The organism is Pseudomonas sp. BP01, assembly GCF_022760795.1.
Taxonomy (GTDB): Bacteria; Pseudomonadota; Gammaproteobacteria; order Pseudomonadales; family Pseudomonadaceae; genus Aquipseudomonas; species Aquipseudomonas putida_Q.
The window spans coordinates 38,462-60,941 of sequence record NZ_JAFBKA010000018.1; the positions used below are offsets into that span (position 1 = coordinate 38,462).

20 protein-coding genes, 2 tRNA genes and 1 pseudogene are annotated in these 22,480 nt (G+C 59.2%); 17 read left to right on the plus strand and 6 right to left on the minus strand.

What is annotated here, in order from left to right:
• Positions 1 to 60: 60 nt before the first annotated feature.
• The 7 genes and pseudogenes from JOY50_RS17265 to JOY50_RS17295 all read left to right on the plus strand — a co-directional run bounded on the left by JOY50_RS17265 (position 61) and on the right by JOY50_RS17295 (position 4,936).
• Positions 61 to 513, plus strand: coding sequence for a DUF2867 domain-containing protein (locus tag JOY50_RS17265; RefSeq protein ID WP_132845038.1), 453 nt, complete (start codon positions 61 to 63; stop codon positions 511 to 513).
• A gap of 249 nt (positions 514 to 762) precedes the next feature.
• Complete coding sequence (locus JOY50_RS17270; RefSeq protein ID WP_243055568.1) at positions 763 to 1,251, plus strand: type VI secretion system tube protein Hcp; 489 nt, start codon at positions 763 to 765, stop codon at positions 1,249 to 1,251.
• A gap of 9 nt (positions 1,252 to 1,260) precedes the next feature.
• A complete protein-coding gene (locus JOY50_RS17275) occupies positions 1,261 to 2,232 on the plus strand; it encodes a hypothetical protein (RefSeq protein WP_243055569.1) in 972 nt (323 codons plus the stop codon).
• A 379-nt stretch (positions 2,233 to 2,611) separates the two neighbouring features.
• Positions 2,612 to 3,271, plus strand: coding sequence for a hypothetical protein (locus JOY50_RS17280; RefSeq protein ID WP_238341947.1), 660 nt, complete (start codon positions 2,612 to 2,614; stop codon positions 3,269 to 3,271).
• Positions 3,272 to 3,283: 12 nt separating this feature from the next.
• The gene (locus JOY50_RS17285) at positions 3,284 to 3,658 is read left to right on the plus strand and encodes a hypothetical protein (RefSeq protein ID WP_138736289.1); all 375 of its coding nucleotides are present in this window, start codon (positions 3,284 to 3,286) and stop codon (positions 3,656 to 3,658) included.
• 447 nt (positions 3,659 to 4,105) lie between these two features.
• Positions 4,106 to 4,294: pseudogene (locus JOY50_RS17290) on the plus strand (chemotaxis protein); the annotation flags it as partial.
• Positions 4,295 to 4,468: 174 nt separating this feature from the next.
• Positions 4,469 to 4,936: a DUF2867 domain-containing protein gene (locus JOY50_RS17295; RefSeq protein WP_132845028.1), complete on the plus strand. Its 468-nt coding sequence runs from the start codon at positions 4,469 to 4,471 to the stop codon at positions 4,934 to 4,936.
• A gap of 103 nt (positions 4,937 to 5,039) precedes the next feature.
• On the opposite strand, the gene JOY50_RS17300 is transcribed toward JOY50_RS17295, so the two are convergent.
• The 4 genes from JOY50_RS17300 to JOY50_RS17315 form a co-directional block, all read right to left on the minus strand.
• Positions 5,040 to 6,605 carry an iron ABC transporter permease gene (locus tag JOY50_RS17300; RefSeq protein ID WP_243055570.1) on the minus strand — a complete coding sequence of 522 codons (1,566 nt, stop codon included), beginning with the start codon at positions 6,603 to 6,605 and terminating at the stop codon, positions 5,040 to 5,042.
• Positions 6,605 to 7,618, minus strand: a complete 1,014-nt coding sequence (locus JOY50_RS17305) for an extracellular solute-binding protein (RefSeq protein WP_132845026.1) — start codon at positions 7,616 to 7,618, stop codon at positions 6,605 to 6,607. The genes JOY50_RS17300 and JOY50_RS17305 overlap by 1 nt, the downstream gene beginning before the upstream one ends.
• 182 nt (positions 7,619 to 7,800) lie before the next feature.
• Positions 7,801 to 7,887: transfer RNA gene (locus JOY50_RS17310), tRNA-Leu, on the minus strand.
• Positions 7,888 to 7,975: 88 nt separating this feature from the next.
• Positions 7,976 to 8,062 (minus strand) — tRNA-Leu (locus JOY50_RS17315).
• A gap of 272 nt (positions 8,063 to 8,334) precedes the next feature.
• On the opposite strand from JOY50_RS17315, the gene rnr reads away from it, so the two are divergent.
• From rnr to dnaB, 7 genes are all read left to right on the plus strand, one after another.
• Positions 8,335 to 10,920: a ribonuclease R gene (gene rnr, locus JOY50_RS17320; RefSeq protein WP_243055571.1), complete on the plus strand. Its 2,586-nt coding sequence runs from the start codon at positions 8,335 to 8,337 to the stop codon at positions 10,918 to 10,920.
• The gene (gene rlmB / locus JOY50_RS17325) at positions 10,917 to 11,663 is read left to right on the plus strand and encodes a 23S rRNA (guanosine(2251)-2'-O)-methyltransferase RlmB (RefSeq protein WP_016489436.1); all 747 of its coding nucleotides are present in this window, start codon (positions 10,917 to 10,919) and stop codon (positions 11,661 to 11,663) included. The genes rnr and rlmB overlap by 4 nt, the downstream gene beginning before the upstream one ends.
• A 305-nt stretch (positions 11,664 to 11,968) precedes the next feature.
• On the plus strand, positions 11,969 to 12,394 hold the full coding sequence (rpsF, locus tag JOY50_RS17330; protein WP_003249557.1) for a 30S ribosomal protein S6: 426 nt from the start codon (positions 11,969 to 11,971) through the stop codon (positions 12,392 to 12,394).
• A gap of 28 nt (positions 12,395 to 12,422) precedes the next feature.
• Positions 12,423 to 12,653 carry a 30S ribosomal protein S18 gene (rpsR, locus tag JOY50_RS17335; RefSeq protein WP_003249563.1) on the plus strand — a complete coding sequence of 77 codons (231 nt, stop codon included), beginning with the start codon at positions 12,423 to 12,425 and terminating at the stop codon, positions 12,651 to 12,653.
• Positions 12,654 to 12,686: 33 nt separating this feature from the next.
• The gene (locus JOY50_RS17340; protein ID WP_016489435.1) at positions 12,687 to 13,550 is read left to right on the plus strand and encodes a hypothetical protein; all 864 of its coding nucleotides are present in this window, start codon (positions 12,687 to 12,689) and stop codon (positions 13,548 to 13,550) included.
• Positions 13,551 to 13,570: 20 nt separating this feature from the next.
• Positions 13,571 to 14,017, plus strand: coding sequence for a 50S ribosomal protein L9 (gene rplI / locus JOY50_RS17345; RefSeq protein ID WP_012316464.1), 447 nt, complete (start codon positions 13,571 to 13,573; stop codon positions 14,015 to 14,017).
• A gap of 113 nt (positions 14,018 to 14,130) precedes the next feature.
• The gene (gene dnaB / locus JOY50_RS17350) at positions 14,131 to 15,528 is read left to right on the plus strand and encodes a replicative DNA helicase (protein ID WP_019471349.1); all 1,398 of its coding nucleotides are present in this window, start codon (positions 14,131 to 14,133) and stop codon (positions 15,526 to 15,528) included.
• A gap of 181 nt (positions 15,529 to 15,709) precedes the next feature.
• Here dnaB and JOY50_RS17355 read toward each other — a convergent pair whose 3' ends face one another.
• The gene (locus tag JOY50_RS17355) at positions 15,710 to 17,314 is read right to left on the minus strand and encodes an ATP-binding cassette domain-containing protein (protein ID WP_243055572.1); all 1,605 of its coding nucleotides are present in this window, start codon (positions 17,312 to 17,314) and stop codon (positions 15,710 to 15,712) included.
• Between the two features lie 719 nt (positions 17,315 to 18,033).
• Here JOY50_RS17355 and JOY50_RS17360 point away from each other — a divergent pair.
• Together JOY50_RS17360 and JOY50_RS17365 are read left to right on the plus strand one after the other, a co-directional pair.
• Positions 18,034 to 18,297, plus strand: a complete 264-nt coding sequence (locus JOY50_RS17360) for a DUF3077 domain-containing protein (RefSeq protein ID WP_243055573.1) — start codon at positions 18,034 to 18,036, stop codon at positions 18,295 to 18,297.
• Between the two features lie 283 nt (positions 18,298 to 18,580).
• Positions 18,581 to 20,881, plus strand: a complete 2,301-nt coding sequence (locus JOY50_RS17365) for a YgiQ family radical SAM protein (RefSeq protein ID WP_132845019.1) — start codon at positions 18,581 to 18,583, stop codon at positions 20,879 to 20,881.
• 135 nt (positions 20,882 to 21,016) lie between these two features.
• Here JOY50_RS17365 and JOY50_RS17370 read toward each other — a convergent pair whose 3' ends face one another.
• Complete coding sequence (locus JOY50_RS17370; RefSeq protein ID WP_243055574.1) at positions 21,017 to 21,604, minus strand: TIGR00730 family Rossman fold protein; 588 nt, start codon at positions 21,602 to 21,604, stop codon at positions 21,017 to 21,019.
• A 349-nt stretch (positions 21,605 to 21,953) separates the two neighbouring features.
• Between JOY50_RS17370 and azu the strand changes: the two genes are divergently transcribed.
• Positions 21,954 to 22,403: an azurin gene (azu, locus tag JOY50_RS17375; protein ID WP_132844083.1), complete on the plus strand. Its 450-nt coding sequence runs from the start codon at positions 21,954 to 21,956 to the stop codon at positions 22,401 to 22,403.
• Positions 22,404 to 22,480: the final 77 nt, after the last annotated feature.

Sequence of the window (22,480 nt, forward strand, 5' to 3'; positions counted from 1 at the left end):
CGCTCCTACAGCGAGAGGTGTTGCTATGATGGCGGCGACACATGGCAAAAGGAGTTGTTCATGTCCGCCCAACTAATCGCCGCCCAGGCTGACCTGAATTTCCTGCACAGTGACAGCGTGCAGCTCACTGACCCGATGACCGCCCTGCAAGCCTACTGCGCTATGACCTCGGACGTCCCCGACTGGCTGACCCGGGCCTTCCGCATTCGCGACTTCATCTCACGCCGTTTCAATGTCGCTGATATCCACGGCTTCACTCGCGCCGACCCAACGCATGTGCCAGCCGTCGGTGAGCGCCTGGACTTCTTCACTGTCGAGACCATCAGCGACCAGCAACTGGTGCTGACTTCGCGCGACACGCACTTGGCGGTGATGGTCTGCATGGATGTGTACGGGCAAAGCTTGAGCGTGACCACATCGGTGCTGTGCCTCAATACTTTTGGCCGGTTGTACATGCTGCCGGTCGGCATGGTGCATTGCCTGATCGTAAGGAAAATGCTGGAGAAGCTTTAAGCAGCATCGAACCTGACCAGGAAACATTCTTTTACTGATCAAATCGTCATCATCGCCGAATCTGTAGGAAATTTCCCAAATATTCCTTGATAGGGCGTTTGCTGTTGCAGTGGCTGACACAGGGGTTAATGTCGTAGTGAGCCTGAAGGCGGTCGGTACCAGCCGCCGTTTTACTTCGGGAACAGCCTCAGGATGACGATGTCCGAACATCGTCGTTATCAGTCCAATCTTTACCAAGGAGAGGTAAGCATGGCTTTCGATGCTTATGTTCAAATCGCGGAAATCACTGGCGAAGCACTGGATGAGCAGTACGCCAACTGGATCGAAATCATCGGCTACAAGTTCGGTGCCAACCAGAGCACCTCTGCCACCGCAAGCACCGCGGGCGGCGCATCATCAGGCCGCACCACACTCACCAACTTCACCTTCACTAAGTACCTGGACAGTGCCAGCTGCAAGCTGCTGGAGGCAAGCTGTGCCGGGCAGCACCTGAAGGAAGTGAAGCTCGTGCTGTGTCGTGCGGGTGGCGACAAGCTCAAGTACTACGAAGTCGTCCTGGAAGAAGTGATCATTGCCGATTACGCCCAGAGCGCCAGCGCTGGGGTGCCAGTGGAAGTCGTGCAGCTGAACTACGGGCGCATCAAGACAACCTACACGCGGCAGAAACGCCTCGACGGCAGCGCTGGCGGCAACGTCACGGGCGGATGGGACCGCATCAACAACAAGAAGTATGCGTGAGGTACGACCATGTCCGAGGCACGCAGCTTCATTAATCCGCAAGCGCAGTCGTATGAGTCGCTGAAGGCCGATACGCCCATGAACGCGAATCAGCGGGCCAAGTTTGATGTGCTGAATGCGCATGTCGTCAACACTGTTGTATTCCCTGGCGAGCTGATAATTGTGGGTGACCCAAGCACGCCATCCTGTACTGCTCATGAGGCATTTCTCATGGGTAAGGCGTTAGGTATACACCTTGACATCGAATTGAACGGCGGTGGGTTTGACGGGTTCCTTCTGGAGAATTTTGAGCTGCTGCAGAGCTTACTGGCCCGTGCTTCCATCGGCGCTGGTACTGCTAGTGACGCTTGGAGTAAGCATCTTGAAGCTATCAAGAAAACGTTAGAGGGGATAGAGCAGCTACATCGAGATTATTTGCTTAAAGGTACGTTGAAAGCGCGTGATGAATTCTACTCGAAGCGCACAGCGCTGTTTTTAAAGTTGGAGGCGCAGCTGGATAGTACGGCTGCGTATGGGGCGGGGCTGCGCAATCGGGGCAAAATCAAGCGTGCGCTGGATATATCCACCAAAAGATTTCTTCACGGTGGTGAGATTAAAGGGTATGCAGAAAAAATATCGGGCGTAGCGAAGGCGGCTAATTGGGTAAAAAAAGGTACGTATTTAGGGATGGCGCTTGATGTGGCTTCAACTGAGCTGTCAATTCGTAACGCTTGCGTGCTTGGGCGGGAGGAGGAGTGCAGAAAGGCTGAGTATGTCGAGAGGAGTTCGCTAGTTGCGAGCTTGGGGCTAGGAGGAATGGGTGGATATGTCGGGGGCCTATTGGGGCCAATAGCATGTGTTGCTGTAGGTATTCCCACCGGTGGAACGGCAACTTTCGCATGTGCGGTATTGGGAGGGGCGGCTGGAGGTATTGCTGGCGGTGAGTTTGGTGAGGTATTGGGAGAAAGAGTGGGGGAGGTTTTGTATGAGGCAGTGCGATGAGTAACTTGCACTTGGCAATGCTTGGAGTGTTTGTAATCATTTCTCCGTTTTTGATGTTTGGTGTGTGGGTATTCGTTGCGTATCGATATCTGGATCGTATCGAATCAATCTTGTCAAATAGCCGAATGGTGGCCGTGAACAGAGAAATATATTCTCATGCTGGGCTGCTCGGGAAAGTCATGCGGCTAGGGTCAATTTCTGCAATGCTATCTATGAAATATTTTAGCGTTCGAAAGGGGCTATTAGATAGCAATGATGTTAGTAAGGCTCCCGTCGACCTGCAAAGGCTGTTAGTGCGCTTGTGGACTGTACAAATTTTGCTGATTGCACTGATTGTTCTGTTTTTTGTTTGGATAGAGTACTTGAGGTAAGCTCGTGTGTGTCGTACGAAATTCCAGGCTACTCGCCAGCCTGGATTCGTTCTCAAGCCTTGGAGTCCATCAAGAAGACGCTAGAGGAAATTGATGAACTGCATAGAGCATATTTGGGTGAAGGATCACTCAGGGCGCGTGATGAGTTTTATGCAAAGCGAGCGGCCTTGTTCCTGACGCTGGAGGGCAAACTCGAAAAAATGGCCGCGTTCGGATCAGGTTTGCGTAACAGGGGCTCGATCAAGAGGATGCTGGAAATATCCACCAAAAGCTATCTGCATACAGGGGAAGTTGCTAGGTATGCAGATAAAGTGACCGGTGTTGCGAGTGCGGCGAACTTTATAAAAAAAGGGACTTATCTTGGCTCGGCATTGGAAGTGGCTTCTACAGGCCTCGCCATCCACAAGGCTTGCACTTTAGGTCGAGAGGAAGATTGCAGAAAAGCCAGATATGTAGAGACCAGCGCCTTGGCCGGTAGGATGTCTGGTAGCGCCGGTGGTGGGGTGGCGGGAGGTGCGTTGCTAAGCTCTCTGTGTGTAGCGATTGGAATTCCTTCGGCGGGGTTTGGAGGGATCACATGCGTCGTTATTGGTGCGGCGGTGGGAGGTAAATATGGAGGGGACTACGGTTGGGGTGTGGGGTGGCGGTCTGGGGGAGTTGATTTATGAGAGAGTGCGAGAATGAGTACCGAAGCTTTGACGATAATCGCGTCTATCCTGCTCGCTTGTATGGCAATCAGCGTGTGTGTGATGATTTACTTGGTTTGTCGATTTATAGAGGCTATCGAAAAACCTTTAGCGAAATGCAAGTATATTCAGAGTAATAGGGAGAGCTTTTCAGCGGCTGGTCTTGTTGGAAAATTAATGCGCACTTGCCTGGCGGCAAATATGCTCATGATTCCAGGGTTGTTTGTTCGAAAAGGTATGGCAGATATTTCAGATCTCGAGAGTTTCCCAAGGTCTATGAAAAGAGTTTTGTTATCGTCTTGGGTGGGGCTTGTAGTATCGACGACTTTGTTCTTTACTTTCAACTGGCTACTGGAAGTTTTAAAGTGAATTTGTGGTAAAGTCTCAGGTGGGAAATATTTTGGTGACATACTTTATCGTAGTGTAAATCCATGATAATCAATGTGATGGAACTAGTTGTATTGGCCTGTTTTGTTTTGGCGGTACTATCGCTCTTGGTGTTGGTGTATTTATCGTATCGTTATCTAGAGTTCATAGAAACCATGCTTTCCAACTCTAGCCTTGTGATGGGGAATAAAAACCTGTATTCACGGGCGGGCTTGATTGGGCGTGTCATGCGGATCTGCACGGTGTCGATATTATTGACGGTGCCAAAGTTATTCGTGTATAGAGGGCTGGTTGACTCACGGGAGGTAGATAGGTTTCCGGTGGCGATGCGGTGTGTATTGGTTGTGTTATGGAATCTTATGCTGATCTCGTTTTTAATCTTTGTCTGTATGAGTGGATAATGAATTGGTGGCTGCGAATGTTGGGGTCATTGGCCGGGTCGCCGGTGCCGCCGAGCAGCAGGCGAGCGGGGCACAGGCAGTGCGTGGGCGGGTGGAGACTATCCATGCCCAGGCTGAGCGATCAGCTCAGGTGGTGATGCAGACCACGGCCAGCAGCAAGGTGCTGGATGACCTGGCCGCGCAGCTACGGGCAAGCCTTGGCCAATTCCGCGCCTGACGCGGTCCCTGTAGGAGCGGCCTTGCGTCGCGATGGGCTGCGCAGCAGCCCCAGGATACCGGCATTAATGCAGACATTGCCGGGGCTGCTGCGCAGCCCATCGCGACGCAAGGCCGCTCCTACAGCGAGAGGTGTTGCTATGCTGTCGGCGACACATGACAAAAGGACTTGCTCATGTCCGCCCAACTGGTCGCTGCTCCGGCTGAACTGGATTTTCTTCATAGCGATGGCATTGGCGTCACCGCCCCAATGACCGCCATCCAGGCATACTGCGCCATGACCTCGGACGTTCCGGGCTGGCTGGCCATGGCCTTTCGCCTGCGCGACTTCATCTCGCGTCGGTTCAACGTTGCCACTATCCACGGTTTTTCATCACGCAACCCCGAGCGGGTGCCGGCGGTGGGTGAGTTGCTGGATTTCTTTACCGTCGAGGCAATCAGCGACCAGCAACTGGTCCTGACCTCGCGTGACACGCACCTGGCGGTGATGGTGAGCATGGATCTGGATGAAGCAGGGCAGGACCGGCAGCGCTTGAGCGTGACCACCTCGGTGCGGTGCTTCAATCGTTTCGGCCGCCTCTACATGCTGCCCGTCGGCAAGGCTCATGGGCCAATCGTCCGCCGCATGCTGCGTAACATCTGATGGCCTCATCCCCGGCAAGCCGGCTCCCACAGGTACTGCACAGGCCTTGCGGGCGGCGCGATACCTGTGGGAGCTGGCTTGCCGGCGATGAAGGCGACGCGGATCAAGCCTTGTTCAGGTACATCCGCGTCGTCAGCAGGTAAACCGGCAACCCCGACACTACGATCAGCAATGCCGCATAAGGCGCCGCTGCCGCGAACTCGACGTTGGCTGTATGGGCCCACACCTCGGTGGCCAGTGTGGTCATGCCCGTGGGGCTGAGCAGCAGCGTGGCAGTCAGCTCCTTCATGGCATCCAGAAACACCAGTGCAAAAGCCGCCGCCATGGCCGGGAAGATGATCGGCAGGGTCACCCGGCAGAACGCGGTAAAGCTGCTCGCGCCCAGGGTGCGTGCAGCTTCCTCAAGCGTTGGCGAGGCCTTGTTCAGCGCGGTGCGCACTGGCGACTGCGCCAGTGGCAAAAACAGCAGCGCATAGGCCAGCAGCAGCAATGCGGTGGTCTGGTACAGCGCCGGCACGTAGTGCAGGGCGAAGAACACCAGGGTCAGGGCAATCACCAGGCCGGGCAGGGCGTGCAGCAGGTAAGGCAAGCGCTCGGCCCAGATCGCCAGGCGACCCTTGTAGCGCACCACCAGGAAGCTGATCGGCAGGGCCAGCAGCACGCAGAAGCCAGCACCGCCAAGCGACACCGACAACGAAGTGAACAGTGCCTTGGAGATGGCCGCCACCGGGAACGCTGCCGACGACCCCACGCTCAGCCAGTAGCCGAGCATGGCCAGCGGAATACCGCTGCCCAGCACCGCCAGGCCCACGCAGAACAGCTGTGCCAGCACCGCCCAGCCACGCAGCCGCACCGGTTGCCCACGCCGCGCCACGCCCTGGCCGATGCGCACATGGCGGGCTTTGCCGCGTACACGCAGTTCCAGCCACAGCATCACCAGGCACATCGCCAGCAGCACGGCAGACAGCATGGCCGCGTTGGCATTGCTGAACTCCAGTTCGAACTGCTGGTAGATGGCCGTGGTAAACGTCTGCAGGCCGAGGATCGACAGTGCACCGAACTCCACCAGCATGTGCAGGGCAATCAGTAGCGCGCCGCCGAGCATCGACGGCCACAGCAGCGGCAGGGTGACCTTGCTGAACACGCCCCAGCGGCTGCAACCCAAGGTGCGCGCCGACTCCTCCAGCGAGGTGTCGAGGTTGCGCAGGGTTGCGGCAACGGGCAGGAACACCAGCGGGTACTTGGACAGGGCCATGACCATGATCGCCCCGCCGAGGCCTTCGAAGTCCGAACTCAGCGACACCCAGGTGAAGCTGCTGACGAACGACGGCACGGCGAACGGCAGGCACAACACCACGCCCCACAGCCTGCGGCCGGCCAGGTTGCTGCGCTCCAGCAGCCAGGCCAGCGCCAGGCCGACCACCATGCACGTCAGCGTCACCCCGACCATCAGCAACAGGGTGTTGCGCATCAGCCCCCAGACAAAGGGGCGCCACAGCAGGTGCAAGGCTTCGCGCCAGCCGGCTTCCCAGGCTTTGATGGCGACATAGGCCAGTGGCAGCAGGCTCATCGCTACCAGGAACAGCACAGGCAGCACCACCCAGATGGAGGGGCGCTTGCGGCGCGGTACGAAGCGCACCGGCGCCGGTGCGGACAGGGCGGCAGTCATCAGAGCAGACCGACCTCGCGCTCAAGCTCGATGGCTTCCTCGGCGTTACCCAGGTCGGCCGGCGAGATCTTCGGCGGGCGCAGCTCGTCGAACGGCTTCAGGCCACGGTCAGAAACCATGCCCTTGTGCAGCGGGTACTCGGCGGTGGTCTGGGTGATCACGCGCTGGCCTTCTTCGCTGGCCATCCAGTTGAGCAGGGCCTGGGCTTCTTTCGGATGCTTGCTGGCCTTGACCACGGCCGCGCCGGAAATGGTGACCAGGTTGCCGGCATCGCCGTCGGCCAGGTAGTAGAGTTTGGTGTCCAGTTTGCCGCGTTCGCGTTCAAGCGCGTACCAGTAGTAGTTGTTTACCAGTACCGCAGCCACTTCGCCTTTTTCCACGGCTTTGAGGGCGACCATGTTGTTGGTGTAGGTCTTGCCAAAGGCTTTCAGGCCAGTCAGCCATTCTTCGGTGGCTTCACGGCCGTGCATTTTCAGGATGGCCACGGCCTGCTCCTGGAATGCGCCACTGGTGGGTACATAACCCACGCGGCCTTCCCACTCAGGGTTGGCGAAGTCCATCACTGTGGTGGGCAGGTCTTTTTCGTCGACCTTCTTCGGGTTGTACACCACGATGCGCGTACGGGCCGTGATACCCATCCAGGTGCCGTTGGCGCCAACGTACTCCTTGGGCACCATGCTCGAGGTGGCGTCGTCGATCTTCGCCAGCAGGCCCAGCTCGCCCAGGTTGTTCAGGGGCGGGGATTCTTCGGTGTAGATGATGTCGGCGGGCGAGCGGTCGCCTTCCTCGATGATCTGGCTGGCCAGCTGGTTGCTGCTGCCCTTGCGGATATCGATGTGAATACCGGTCTTGGCCTCGTAGGCCTTGGCGATGGCTTCGCCGATTTCCTTGTGCTGACCGTTGTACATGGTCAGGGTGACCGGTGCGTCTGCCATGGCGGCCGGAGCGCCGATGACCAGGCTCAGCACGGCGGCGGCCAAGGTGCGCATCAGCGGTTGCGGGCGGATCGTCATGCGGGTACTTCCTCGCTTACGGCTACATATTTGGAAACAATGGTAAACGAAATCGTTTCTCAAGTGGCCGTATGACGAGAAATTCATGGGCAGACCATGGTGTAGACACTGGGAGCGCGGGGAGGGCGGAGCAAAAAACGCAGGCAAGAAAAAACCCACTAGCAAGCTAGTGGGTTTTTGTATGGTGCCCAGGAGAAGACTCGAACTTCCACGACCTTGCGGTCACTGATACCTGAAACCAGCGCGTCTACCAATTCCGCCACCTGGGCAAAGCTTTACATCATCTGTAGAAGGCGACTATCGTTCGCTTTCACACAGTAGTAACAGATCCTTGGTCATCTGTTACTTGAAAATATTTGGTGCCCAGGAGAAGACTCGAACTTCCACGACCTTGCGGTCACTGATACCTGAAACCAGCGCGTCTACCAATTCCGCCACCTGGGCACACATTCGAGATTAAAAGATGCTTTACAGCGCCGTTCATCTCTACTACAACGTCGGGGTTGTCCGTCGTTGTGGTGCGCACTATACGGACGCTCCCCAAGGCTGTAAACCCCCCAATCAAAAAAAAATTCAAAAAATTCAACTTGTTGATTCCACAGGCCTATTACCGTTCTGGATGCACAGCGGTGGGGGCTGTCCAAGGCAGACATTTCCGGTTTCAATAGGCCTATGCCAGAATTCATATCTATATACCCCAAGGTGAACCCCTTCTGATGGCCGATTGGCAATCCCTCGATCCCGAGGCCGCTCGCGAAGCGGAAAAATACGACAACCCCATTCCCAGCCGTGAGCTGATCCTGCAGCGCCTTGCCGACCGCGGCGAGCCCGCCGCGCGCGAGGAGCTGGCGAAAGAGTTTGGTCTGTATGAAGAAGACCAGATCGAAGCCCTGCGCCGCCGCCTGCGTGCCATGGAGCGCGACGGCCAGCTTATCTATACCCGGCGCGGCACTTATGCCCCGGTGGACAAGCTCGACCTGATCTGCGGCCGTATCTCCGGCCACCGCGATGGGTTTGGTTTCCTCATTCCCGATGATGGCAGCGATGACTTGTTCCTCAGCCCGTCGCAGATGCGCCTGGCCTTCGATGGCGACCGCGCGCTGGCGCGTGTTTCCGGTACCGACCGCCGTGGGCGCCGTGAAGGCGTGATCGTCGAGGTCATCTCCCGTGCCCACGAAAGCGTGGTCGGCCGCTACTTTGAAGAGGGCGGCATCGGCTATGTAACCCCGGACAACCCGAAGATCCAGCAGGAAGTGCTGGTGACCGCCGGGCGTAACGGTGGTGCCAAGATCGGCCAGTTCGTCGAAATCAAGATCACCCACTGGCCAACACCGCGCTTCCAGCCGCAAGGCGACGTGGTGGAAGTCATCGGCAACTACATGGCGCCGGGCATGGAAATCGACGTTGCCCTGCGCAGCTACGACATCCCGCACGTCTGGCCCGATGATGTGGTCAAGGAAGCGCGCAAGTTCCGCTCCGAAGTCGAAGACAAAGACAAAGAGAAGCGCGTCGACCTGCGTCATTTGCCGTTCGTCACCATCGACGGTGAAGACGCCCGCGACTTCGATGACGCTGTCTATTGCGAACCGCTGGGCAAGCTGCGCCTGTTCTCCGGTGGCTGGCGCCTGTATGTGGCCATCGCCGACGTGTCCAGCTACGTGCGCCTTGGCTCGGCCCTGGACGTCGAGGCCCAGCAGCGCGGTAACTCGGTGTACTTCCCCGAGCGTGTGGTGCCGATGCTCCCCGAAGAGCTGTCCAACGGCCTGTGCTCGCTGAACCCGCACGTCGACCGCTTGGCCATGGTCTGTGAAATGACCATGAACAAAGCCGGCCAGATGGTCGACTACCAGTTCTACGAAGGTGTCATCCACTCCCACGCCCGCCTGACCTACAACAAGGTCAGCAGCATGCTCGAGCACGCCCGCACCCGTGAGGGCAAGGCGCTGCGCGAGGAGTACAAGGCGGTCGTGCCTGACCTGAAGAACCTGTACAACCTGTACAAGGTGCTGTTGGATGCCCGCCACACCCGCGGTGCCATCGACTTCGAGACCCAGGAAACCCGCATCATCTTCGGCGATGAGCGCAAGATCGCGGAAATTCGCCCGACCGTGCGCAACGAAGCCCACAAGCTGATCGAGGAATGCATGCTGGCGGCCAACGTGGCCACCGCCGAGTTCCTGCAGAAGCACGGCGTGCCGGCACTGTACCGCGTGCACGACGGCCCGCCGCCGGAGCGCCTGGAAAAACTGCGTGCCTTCCTGGGTGAGCTGGGCCTGAGCCTGCACAAGGGCAAAGACCCGTCGCCGAAGGATTACCAGGCCCTGCTGGCGAGCATCGCCGGGCGCCCGGATTTCCACCTGATCCAGACAGTAATGCTGCGCTCGCTGAGCCAGGCGGTGTACAGCACCGAGAACAACGGCCACTTCGGCCTGAACTACGAGGCGTATACCCACTTCACCTCGCCGATCCGCCGTTACCCGGACCTGCTGGTGCACCGCGCCATCCGCAGCATCATCCGTTCCAAGGTAGACACCCCGCACGTCAAGCGTGCCGGCGCCATGAGCATCCCCAAGGCGCGCATCTACCCGTACGACGAAAACACCCTTGAGCAGCTTGGCGAGCAGTGCTCGATGACCGAGCGCCGGGCTGATGAAGCCACCCGTGACGTGGTCAACTGGCTCAAGTGCGAGTACATGAAGGACCGCGTGGGCGAAACCTTCCCAGGCGTGATCACCGCGGTGACCGGCTTCGGCCTGTTCGTCGAGCTGACCGATATCTATGTAGAAGGCCTGGTGCACGTCAGTGCGCTGCCGGGCGATTACTACCACTTCGACCCGGTCCACCACCGCCTGTCCGGTGAACGCACCGGGCGCAGCTTCCGCCTGGGCGACACGATTGAAGTCAAGGTCATGCGTGTTGACCTGGACGAGCGCAAGATCGACTTCGAAGTGGCCGACAAGACGCTGGCTGCGCCGATCGGCCGCAAGCAGCGCGGCGCCGCGCCGGCTGCCGACAAAGCCGACAAGCCCGAGCCAGCACCGGTCGAGGCCAGGGCCACGCCGAAGCCGCGCAGCCGCAAGAGCGAAACCTCCGAGGCGTATTTCCCGAAAGACGCCGTGCAGCGTAACGCCGAAGTTCGCAAGAGCCGTGAAATGAAAAAGGCGCTGATGAGCGATGCCCGCACCGGCAGCTCGTCCAGCAGCAAGTCGGACAAAGGCGGCAAGCCCGCCGGCAAGCCGACCAAGCACCGTAAAGGCCCGCCGAAGTCCGGTGCGCCACGCAAGAGCAAGAGCAAGTCATGAGTCAGCTGGAAAAGATCTACGGCGTGCATGCCGTGCAGGCGTTGCTGCAGCACCATCCGAAGCGGGTCAAACAGATCTGGCTGTCGGAAGGGCGCAGCGAGCCACGCCTGCAGACCCTGCTGGCGCTGGCTGCGGAAAACCGCGTGCAGGTTGGCCAGGCCGAGCGCCGTGAGATGGATGCCTGGGTTGAAGGCGTGCACCAGGGCGTTGTCGCCGAGGTGAGCCCAAGCCAGGTGTGGGGCGAATTGATGCTCGAAGAGTTGCTCGAGCGCACCGAAACGCCGCCGCTGATCCTGGTGCTGGACGGTGTCACCGACCCGCATAACCTTGGCGCGTGCCTGCGTACGGCCGATGCGGCCGGTGCCACGGCGGTGCTGGTGCCCAAGGACAAGTCTGCGACCCTGACGCCTGTAGTGCGCAAGGTGGCGTGCGGCGCGGCAGAGGTCATTCCGCTGGTGGCCGTGACCAACCTGGCGCGCACGCTGGAGAAGCTGCAGCAGCGTGGCCTGTGGGTGGTGGGTACTGCCGGCGAGGCCGAGCAGGAGATCTACCAGCAGGACCTGACCGGGCCTCTGGTGATGATCATGGGCGCAGAAGGCAAAGGCATGCGCCGGCTGACCCGTGAACATTGCGACTTCCTGGTGAAGTTGCCGATGGGCGGTAGCGTCAGCAGCCTGAACGTTTCGGTGGCGACCGGGGTTTGCCTGTTCGAAGCCGTGCGTCAGCGTCAGGCCAAGCGCTGATCTTCAGCCTGTTCCGGCCCATTCGCGGGCGCGCCCGCTCCCACAGGTTTTTCACTGGCTTTCAAGCAGTGGGGTCCCTGTGGGAGCGGGTTTACCCGCGAAAGGGCCGGTAGCCTGTGAATATGTTTCAGGCTGTTCAAATATTCGCCAATTGCCTTGCTTGTGCGCCACGCCTTCTCTACAATTGCGCCCCTTGCCGAGCTGGCAGGCGCTCATGTGCCTCCCCTCCGTGCAAGACATACAGTGTCATTCACTCCTTGTCTGACCAGATACGCTGGCAGACTACTAACCCGTAAGGAGCATTCATGCGTCATTACGAAATCATCTTCCTGGTTCACCCGGACCAGAGCGAGCAAGTCGGCGGCATGGTTGAGCGTTACACCAAGCTGATCGAAGAAGACGGTGGCAAAATCCACCGCCTGGAAGACTGGGGCCGTCGTCAACTGGCCTACGCAATCAACAATGTTCACAAGGCTCACTACGTGATGCTGAACGTTGAGTGCACCGGCAAGGCCCTGGCCGAGCTGGAAGACAACTTCCGCTACAACGATGCCGTTATCCGTAACCTGGTCATCCGTCGCGACGAAGCCGTTACCGGCCAGTCCGAGATGCTGAAGGCTGAAGAAAACCGCAGCGAGCGCCGTGAGCGTCGTGAGCGTCCTGAGCATGCTGACTCCGCCGAAGGCGACGACAGCAATGACAGCGACTCCAGCGATAACGCTGACGAGTAATCCACGGACCTTTAGAGGAGCCTATTAAATGGCACGTTTCTTCCGTCGTCGTAAATTCTGCCGCTTCACTGCTGAAGACGTGAAAGAGATCGACTTCAAAGATCTCAACACCCTGAAAGCTTACGTATCCGAAACCGGCAAGATCGTTCCAAGCCGCATCACCGGTACCAAAGCTCGTTATCAGCGTCAGCTGGCTACCGCTATCAAGCGCGCCCGCTTCCTGGCCCTGCTGCCCTACACCGACAGCCACGGCCGCTGAGACCGGGCCGTCGACAAGCAGTAAGGGATTAGCATGCGAGCGTTAGCAAGTTTCATCATGCGCGGTCGTGTGCAGGCCACCCTCGTGGTGGTCATCAGCGCGGTACTGCCGCTGCTGTTCTGGTTGAGTGCCGCTGCCTGCAGCCTTGTGCTGCTGCGGCGTGGGTTCAAGGATGCTACAACGGTCATCGCCGGCGGCCTGCTGGCGGGTCTGGCCGTGTGGGTCATGGGCGATCCCATCACCTTTCTGGTGATTGCGGGTGCCCTGGCCTTGGCCGCCATGTTGCGTGCCGAGCATCCCTGGAGCCGGGTGTTGCTGGTCAGTGCCGTGTTCGCCGTGGCTTTCAGCCTCGTGCTCGATCTGGCGCTGGCACAAACCTTCGATGTGCTGGCCAAGGCGTTTGCCGAAGCCATGCCGAAAATCGAGGGGCAGCCGGTACTCTCCGGTGAGCTGATCCGCCCTGTGCTGGTCGCTTCCACAGCAGTGACGGTGCAATTGTTCAGTGTGCTGGCCTTGGTGCTGGCGCGCTACTGGCAGGCAGCGTTGTACAACCCTGGAGGCTTCGGTCGCGAGTTTCGCGCCCTGAAGTTGCCAAAACAGACCATGGCGGTCTTGGTGGCAGTGATGGTGGTGGCTCCGTTTATCGGGCCGCAGTTCATCATCCTGGCATCGGCTTCGAGCCTGGTACTGGTACTGGCCGGCATCGCTTTGATGCATGGGCTGGTGGCGCAGGGCCGACTGGCCGGTTTCTGGCTGGTGGGCATGTACGTGACGTTGCCGCTGATCATGCAGCTGATTTATCCGTTGCTGGTGGTTTTGGCCATTGTCGACAGCCTGATTGATTTTCGCGGTCGCAAGTCCCCCAAGGGGAATGACTCCGCGAACGGTGAAGGTTAAAAGTTAAGAGGTTTTACCAAATGGAACTGATCCTGCTGGAAAAAGTCGCTAACCTGGGCAACCTGGGCGACAAAGTAAAAGTTAAGGCTGGTTACGGCCGTAACTTCCTGCTGCCATTCGGCAAGGCCACCGTTGCCAACGCCGCCAACCTGGCTGCGTTCGAAGAGCGTCGCGCCGAGCTGGAAAAAGCAGCTGCTGACCGTAAATCGTCGGCTGAAAGCCGCGCTGCCCAACTGGCCGAGCTGGAAGTGACCATCACTGCCACCGCTGGCGACGAAGGCAAGCTGTTCGGTTCGATCGGCACCCACGACATCGCTGACGCCCTGACCGCCTCCGGCGTTGAAGTGGCCAAAGCTGAAGTTCGTCTGCCGAACGGCACCATCCGTCAGGTTGGCGAATACGACGTAGCCGTGCACCTGCACAGCGACGTTGAAGCCACCGTACGCGTGGTCGTCGTAGCTGCCTAAGCTGCGCTAACTGGCTGGCTCCTTGCGGGTCAGGCGGTTAACATCGGGCACGGTCCTGTTTAGTACAGGCCGTGCCCTTTGTCTTTTTCATCCTCCAGAATTATTTCGTGGCCATGAACGAGATCACCACCTCCGAACAGCTAGACCTGCAAACCGCCGCCCTGAAGGTGCCGCCGCATTCCATCGAGGCCGAACAGGCTGTGCTCGGTGGCCTGATGCTGGACAACGAGGCCTGGGAGCGAGTGCTGGACCAGGTGTCGGACGGCGATTTCTACCGGCATGACCACCGGCTGATCTTCCGCGCCGTGCACAAGTTGGCCGATGCCAACCAGCCATTTGACGTGGTGACCCTGCACGAGCAGCTGGACAAGGAAGGCCTGTCCTCGCAGGTAGGCGGCCTGGCTTACCTGGCTGAACTGGCCAAGAACACCCCGTCGGTGGCCAACATCAAGGCCTACGCCGCGATCATTCGCGAACGGGCCACACTGCGCCAGCTGATCAGCATCAGCACGGACATTGCCGACAACGCGTTCAACCCGCAGGGGCGCAACGCTGCAGAGATTCTGGACGATGCCGAGCGGCAGATCTTCCAGATCGCCGAGGCACGTCCAAAGACCGGCGGCCCGGTAGGCGTCAACGAGCTGTTGACCATGGCCATCGACCGCATCGATACGCTGTTCAACTCCGACAGTGATATCACCGGTATTTCTACCGGCTACACCGACCTGGACGAGAAAACCAGCGGCCTGCAGGCAGCCGACTTGATCATCGTCGCCGGCCGTCCGTCGATGGGTAAAACCACCTTCGCCATGAACCTGGTGGAAAACGCCGTGCTGCGCAGCGAAAAGGCGGTGCTGGTGTTCTCCCTCGAGATGCCAGGTGAATCGCTGATCATGCGTATGCTGTCGTCCCTGGGCCGTATCGACCAGACCAAGGTGCGTTCCGGCCAGCTGGACGACGACGACTGGCCGCGGCTTACCTCCGCAGTCAACCTGCTCAACGACCGCAAGCTGTTCATCGACGATACCGCCGGCATCAGCCCGTCGGAAATGCGTGCGCGCACGCGTCGCCTGGCGCGTGAGCACGGTGAAATCGGCATGATCATGGTCGACTACCTGCAGCTGATGCAGATCCCGGGCTCTTCCGGTGACAACCGCACCAACGAAATTTCCGAAATCTCCCGCTCGCTCAAGGCCCTGGCCAAGGAGTTCAACTGCCCGGTCATTGCCCTGTCGCAGCTGAACCGCTCCCTGGAACAGCGCCCCAACAAACGCCCGGTGAACTCCGACTTGCGTGAATCGGGTGCAATCGAGCAGGACGCCGACGTGATCATGTTCGTGTACCGGGACGAGGTGTACCACCCCGAGACCGAGCACAAGGGCGTGGCCGAAATCATCATCGGTAAACAGCGTAACGGCCCCATTGGCTTCGTGCGCTTGGCGTTTATCGGCAAGTACACCCGCTTCGAGAACCTTGCGCCGGGCATGTACAACTTCGACGATGACGAGTAACGCCGGTAAGTCGTAACTGGTTCAAGGCTTTTGGGGCTGCTGCGCCGCCCATCGCCGGCAAGCCAGGCTCCCACAGGTACGGCGTAAGTTTTAAGCTTTGCACCGTACCTGTGGGAGCCCGGCTTGCCGGCGATGGGCCGCAAAGCGGCCCCGATTAAAGGATCATGGCTTTTAGCTCTGTTCAGCTCTGACAGACGACCCGCCCTTCGCTCATCGTGATTACCCGGTCAAATCGCGGCAGGGCACTCTGATCATGAGTAACGCAGATCAGCCCCTTTCCTTGGAATGTTTCGAACAGAAGATCCCAGGTCTGCTCTGCCGATCCGGCGTCCAGGCCGCTTGTAGGTTCGTCAAAGAAATTGAATTCGCCAGGCTGGTTAAGTACCCGCAGCAACGTCAGCCTGCGCGCCTCTCCACCCGAAATGGATTCTGCGCGAGCATCCAGATCAAGTTCGTACCAGTCTTTGCTCAAGCCCAGTCGTTCAAGCCATTGTTCGATCTGAGCGCGATCATGAGCATGTTCGAACAGCACTGCGCGGGGCAGGGGGCCGGGTATGAAATGCGCATCCTGAGGGCAGAGCCGTAAACGGCTGAACTGCTCACACCCCTCAAGCGCAGCCAGGCTTCTGCCATACAAGTGAACGTGCTTGCGCAACTGGAATACCGTTCCTGCCAGCGCATGCAGAAGTGTCGACTTACCAGACCCGCTGGGCCCAACCAGCGCGACTCGTTCTCCTGCCCGTATTACCAAGGGCTCATCGATCAGCAGTTGCAGCGCGTTTCGAGCGCTGAGTTGGCAGGGGGTGATGCGAAGCCCTGCGTGTTCATCCAAGGGCTCTGCCTCCATGGAGTCTGTCGGGCCGAACACAGGGAGTTGGAGCCAGTGTTCGAGCTTGCGTTTGTCGAGCCGGAACTGGTCGAGTACCCGCCAAGCTTCCGCCAGTTGTGCAACGCCTGCGAGCAACCCACTCACCAGCGTAAAGAGGGCAACAAGCTCGCCCAGGCTCAGATGCGGTGTTGCCTGGGATTGATCATGGATGCCCCACAACAGCAAACCCCCACTGCCCAGGCCAATGAACAGGGTACGCAAGCCCTGAAGCCAACCCCCACTGCGGGCTACCCGCACTGCCGAATCGGCGTAGTCCGAGAGTGTCTGGTTAACCGGGAGCATCGCCGCATCCTCAGCCCTTTCCAGTTTGACCGTTGCCGCGCTGGCGAAGGTATCCACCCATTGTTCCGCCAGTTCATCCTCTCGCGAGTTTACTGCCTCGATATGAGGCCTACGCCAGCGTACCAGGCGATCGTTGGCCCATAGATATGCCAAGCTCAAGGGGATGAGGCCGATTAATACCGAAGTAGCCCCGAGGTATGCGAACAGTGTGACCAGCACCACCGCTTCGGCCAGTACCGGCCATGCTGAGCCAATCAGAAAGCCTAGCCATCGCTCCTGGGCCGTTATTCCTCTATCCAGTACCTTTACCAAGGTCCCGCCATGGAGTTGTCCATAAGCCTCGAAGCGTTTGTCCAGCAACCCTCGGCACCAACGCATCGAAAGCTGCTTCACGCGTTCTTGGCAGAGGCGCGCCAGGCACCAGGCTTGCAAAGGGGTCAACGAGGCTTGTAGCGCGACAAGGCATATGAAGGCACCGAGCAGAGTGAATGAAGACGAGGCCGATGTGGACAGGTTGTCGATGATGTCAGCCAGGATCAGGGCTGGTACGACGGTCGCGACTTTCAAGACTAGTGTTGCGCTCAGAGCTGCGATGATTCCTTGATAGATATGCATATGCCTTGCGTGCGTTCTGCAGGAGGTGGATGCGGGGCCTGATTGGCTGGAGAGGCTGTGGAATGGTGTGTTGCTTGAAGGGCGTATCTTTCAACAAGTCCGGCCGGTTGTCTGCCTGCCAAGAGTTTGGAAATGTATCCGGCTGGCGCTGTTTGGCAGGACATAATCAGATTTTTCCCGTTGCGCGTAGGCCATTTCTGAAATAGCTTCCTACGGCCTTTACACCATTGCGGTGGTTTTCTGGGCGGCCTAGTCTCGCCCTGTCGTTGGAAAAACAGCGACCGGGCCTGCAAGCCCGCAGACGATTTAGTACCGCTTTCCGGATTGCCGTAACTCGGCAATCTCGGTTAATGGTGGCTGCGTGCGGGAGATCCTCGGATCTGCCGGTTCGTCTGTCCGGTCTTGCAGACCCGTACGTAGCCGCCACCCATCAAATGCAAGTGATGTCGTGGTGGTCCATTTCGGAATCAGACGAGATTACACCATGCTCAAGATTGTCCCCGATCCACCCCTCAATCCCCTTTCCTTGAACACAGCTCTACTCAGGCCGAATGCCCACCGTAAGGCTTGATTGATATTGCGCCTGGCCGGGCCCTTTCGCGGGTGAACCCGCTCCCACAGGATCACCACAGCTTTCAGGCTTGCACAGTACCTGTGGGAGCGGGCGTGCCCGCGAAAGGGCCGGCCCAGGTTTTAGAGAAATTTCAGGGGATTGAACAATGACAACAGAAGACACCCAATGTACTGTCGGTAAGACCACGTTCTATCAGGGCGAGAACGGCACTCATCCATTGTTCCGCATCGAGCCCGGTATCCCGTGCAGAGATGCCCGCGAGCAGTCTTCAGAGTTGATGGGCTATGTGCGCGAATTGACCATCACCGGGCTGATGGATGAAAAGCCGATGATGATCTGGGCTGCCCATTACCTGAGTGCGATGGCCAAGGCGCTGATGGATGATGCGGAGTTGGGCATGAAGCAGTGAGGGGTTGGCCTTCAGGCTGCATGAAGGCCGCCATGTATTCGACACAACAGTTTCAGCGCCTGTGAGATCGAGCGCCGCCCGCGCGGCGCTCGATCTCACAGGCGCTGAAACTGCTGTGTCGGACAACTTGCGACTCCACTACAAGCCCCAAGCCAAGCACCTGGCAGCTTTCACCCAACCGTCGCCCAACCCACCAATCCCCACGAAGACAGTCGGATTTGGTCAAAATTTGTGCTATATTCCGCGCCCGCGATTTCCCTGCACACCAGAACCGGTCACTGACATGCAAGCAGCCAAACCACTCTACGACTATCCCAAGTACTGGGCCGAATGCTTCGGGCCAGCACCTTTCCTGCCAATGAGCAGGCAGGAGATGGATCTGCTCGGCTGGGATTCCTGCGACATCATCATCGTGACCGGTGATGCCTACGTCGACCATCCGTCGTTCGGCATGGCCATCATCGGCCGCCTGCTGGAAGCCCAGGGCTTTCGCGTAGGTATCATCGCCCAGCCGAACTGGCAGTCGAAAGACGACTTCATGAAGCTTGGCGAGCCGAACCTGTTCTTCGGCGTGGCCGCGGGCAACATGGACTCCATGATCAACCGCTACACCGCCGACAAGAAGATCCGTTCCGACGATGCCTATACCCCTGGTGGCCTGGCAGGCAGCCGTCCGGACCGCGCCAGCCTGGTGTACAGCCAGCGCTGCAAGGAAGCCTACAAGCATGTGCCGATCGTACTCGGCGGCATCGAGGCTTCGCTGCGCCGCATCGCCCACTACGACTACTGGCAGGACAAGGTGCGTCACTCGATCCTGATCGATGCCAGCGCTGACATCCTGCTGTTCGGCAACGCCGAGCGTGCGGTGGTCGAGGTGGCCCAGCGCCTGGCCAGTGGCGAGACGATCGAGAGCATCACTGACATCCGCGGCACCGCGTTCGTGCGCCGTGACACCCCGCAGGGCTGGTACGAGATCGACTCCACCCGTATCGACCGCCCAGGCCGGGTCGACAAGATCATTAACCCGTACGTGAACACCCAGGACACCCAGGCCTGCGCCATCGAGCAGGCCAAGGGCGACCAGGAAGACCCGAACGAAGCCAAGGTGGTGCAGATTCTCGACAGCCCGGCCGTGACCCGGGAAAAGTCGGTAATCCGCCTGCCTTCGTTCGAAAAGGTGCGTAACGACCCGGTGCTCTATGCCCACGCCAACCGCGTGCTGCACCTGGAGACCAACCCGGGCAACGCCCGCGCCCTGGTGCAGAAGCATGGCGAAGTGGATGTGTGGTTCAACCCGCCACCCATCCCCATGACCACCGAAGAAATGGACTACGTGTTCGGCATGCCTTACGCCCGTGTGCCGCACCCGGCCTATGGCAAGGAGCGCATCCCGGCCTACGAGATGATCCGTTTCTCGGTGAATATCATGCGTGGCTGCTTCGGTGGCTGTACCTTCTGCTCGATCACCGAGCACGAAGGCCGCATCATCCAGAACCGCTCGCACGAGTCGATCCTGCACGAGATCGAAGAAATGCGCGACAAGGTGCCGGGCTTCACCGGCGTGGTCTCCGACCTTGGCGGGCCAACCGCCAACATGTACCGCATCGCCTGCAAGAGCCATGAAATCGAGAAGCACTGCCGCAAGCCGTCGTGCGTGTTCCCGGGTATCTGCGAAAACCTCAACACCGACCACAGCTCGCTGATCGAGCTGTACCGCAAGGCCCGTGCCCTGCCAGGTGTGAAGAAGATCCTGATCGCCTCGGGCCTGCGCTATGACTTGGCCGTGGAGTCACCGGAGTACGTCAAGGAACTGGTTACCCACCACGTGGGCGGCTACCTGAAGATTGCCCCGGAGCACACCGAGCGTGGCCCGCTGGACAAGATGATGAAGCCGGGTATCGGCTCGTACGACCGCTTCAAGCGTATGTTCGAGAAGTACTCGAAAGAGGCGGGCAAGGAGCAGTACCTGATCCCGTACTTCATCGCCGCGCACCCGGGCACCACCGACGAAGACATGATGAACCTGGCCCTGTGGCTGAAAGGCAACGGCTTCCGCGCCGACCAGGTACAGGCGTTCTACCCGTCGCCGATGGCCTCGGCCACGGCCATGTACCACTCGGGCAAGAACCCGCTGCGCAAGGTGACCTACAAGAGTGAAGGGGTTGAGATCGTCAAGAGCGACGAGCAACGCCGCCTGCACAAGGCGTTTTTGCGCTACCACGACCCGAAGGGCTGGCCGATGCTGCGTGAAGCCCTGGAGCGTATGGGCCGCGCCGACCTGATTGGGCCGGGCAAGCACCAGCTGATCCCGTTGCACCAGCCGCAATCCGACACGTACCAGAGCGCGCGCCGCAAGAACTCGACGCCAGCGGGCAGCCATAAAGTGGGCAAGGAGCAGAAGATCCTCACCCAGCACACCGGCCTGCCGCCGCGTGGCAGCGATGGCAGCAAGCCGTGGGACAAGCGTGAGAAGGCCAAGGCCGAGGCGTTTGCGCGTAACCAGCAGGCGGCCAAGGAACGCAAGGAAGCAGCCAAGGGCGGCAAGGGTAACAAGAAGCCGCGTCAGCCCGTTATTCCGCGCTGATTTCGGGGGCCGCTTTGCGGCCCAATTGCCGGCAAGCCAGCTCCCACAGTGACAGCGCAAGCTTTGGGCTTTGTGCAATCTCTGTGGGAGCTGGCTTGCCGGCGATTGGGCTGCATAGCAGCCCCTGTATCGGGTTTAGTCAGGCTGCTTGCCGACCCACTTTGGCACCACCGGCGCCACAAAGCGGTCCATCCCGTCCAGCAGCGCGTCCGGCTGCTGCCCCAGCAGCAACATCGCCCGATGCTGCGGCCGCACAAAACCTTCTTCGACGATATGGTCGAGGAACCCGCCCAGCTTCGCGTAGAAGCCGTTCACATCCAGCAGCCCCAACGGCTTGGCGTGATAGCCCAGTTGCCCCCAGGTCCAGACTTCGAACAATTCTTCCAGCGTACCCAGCCCACCCGGCAGGGCGATGAAGGCATCGCTCAGCTCGGCCATGCGTGCCTTGCGTGCATGCATGCCGTCGACCACTTCCAGGCGGCTGAGGCCCTTGTGGCCGATTTCGGCGTTCATCAGGCTTTCGGGGATGATCCCGATCACTTCGCCACCGGCCGCCATGGCCGCGTCGGCCACGGTGCCCATCAGGCCGACCGCACCGCCGCCATAGACCAGGGTCAGGCCGCGACGCGCTATGGCCTGGCCAAGTGCGATGGCGGCTTCACGGTAGGCAGGGTTGGCGCCGATGCTGGCGCCGCAGAACACACAAACGGAACGTACGGGCATTGCTCATCTCCTGTCACTCAGGTGGACAGGGTACGGCGCATGCCCGTCGCTTCCAAGGCCGTGTTCATTCCGGGCGGGAGAATTCGCAGATGGCACCCGTGGCCCCGTGGGCATAGGCGGCGAGCAGGCTGTTAATGAAGGCAGAGATGGGCATTTGGTATTGCTCCTAAATGAGAGGTTGTCCCATCGTCTAGTAAAAGGGCATGATGTGCTCTTAGATTGGTTGTATACAATCCATTGAACAATTCTACTGGCTGGCCTCTTGACGCCCCCTTGACTCATATCAGAAAGGGGCCGAACGGTTTCAGGCAGTCTCGCAATTGATAAAACCCTGCCAAGGAGATTCATGATGTTTGCGAAAGCTGTAGCGGTATCCCTGCTGACCCTCGCCAGCGCCTCTGTCTTTGCAGCCGAATGTTCGGTGACTGTCGAATCGACGGACCAGATGTCCTATACCACCAAGGAATTCACCGTCGACAAGAGCTGCAAGGAATTCACCGTCAAACTGACCCACTCCGGCAACCTGCCGAAGAACGTCATGGGCCACAACCTGGTGATCAGCAAGACTGCCGACATGCAGGCCATTGCCACTGAAGGCATGACCCAGGGCATTGAAAAGGGCTACCTGAAGGAAGATAACGCCAACATCATCGCCCACACTGCGATGATCGGCGCACCGGAAAAAGAGACCGAAGTGAAGTTCGACACTTCCAAGCTGGAAGCCGGTGGTGACTACAGCTTCTTCTGCACCTTCCCGGGCCACATCTCGATGATGAAAGGCAAGGTCGTCGTCAAGTAATGACAGCTGTGTAGGCCTCTCGGGCCTATTCGCGGGCACGCCCGCTCCCACAGGTTAATCACTGTTTTCAAGGGCAG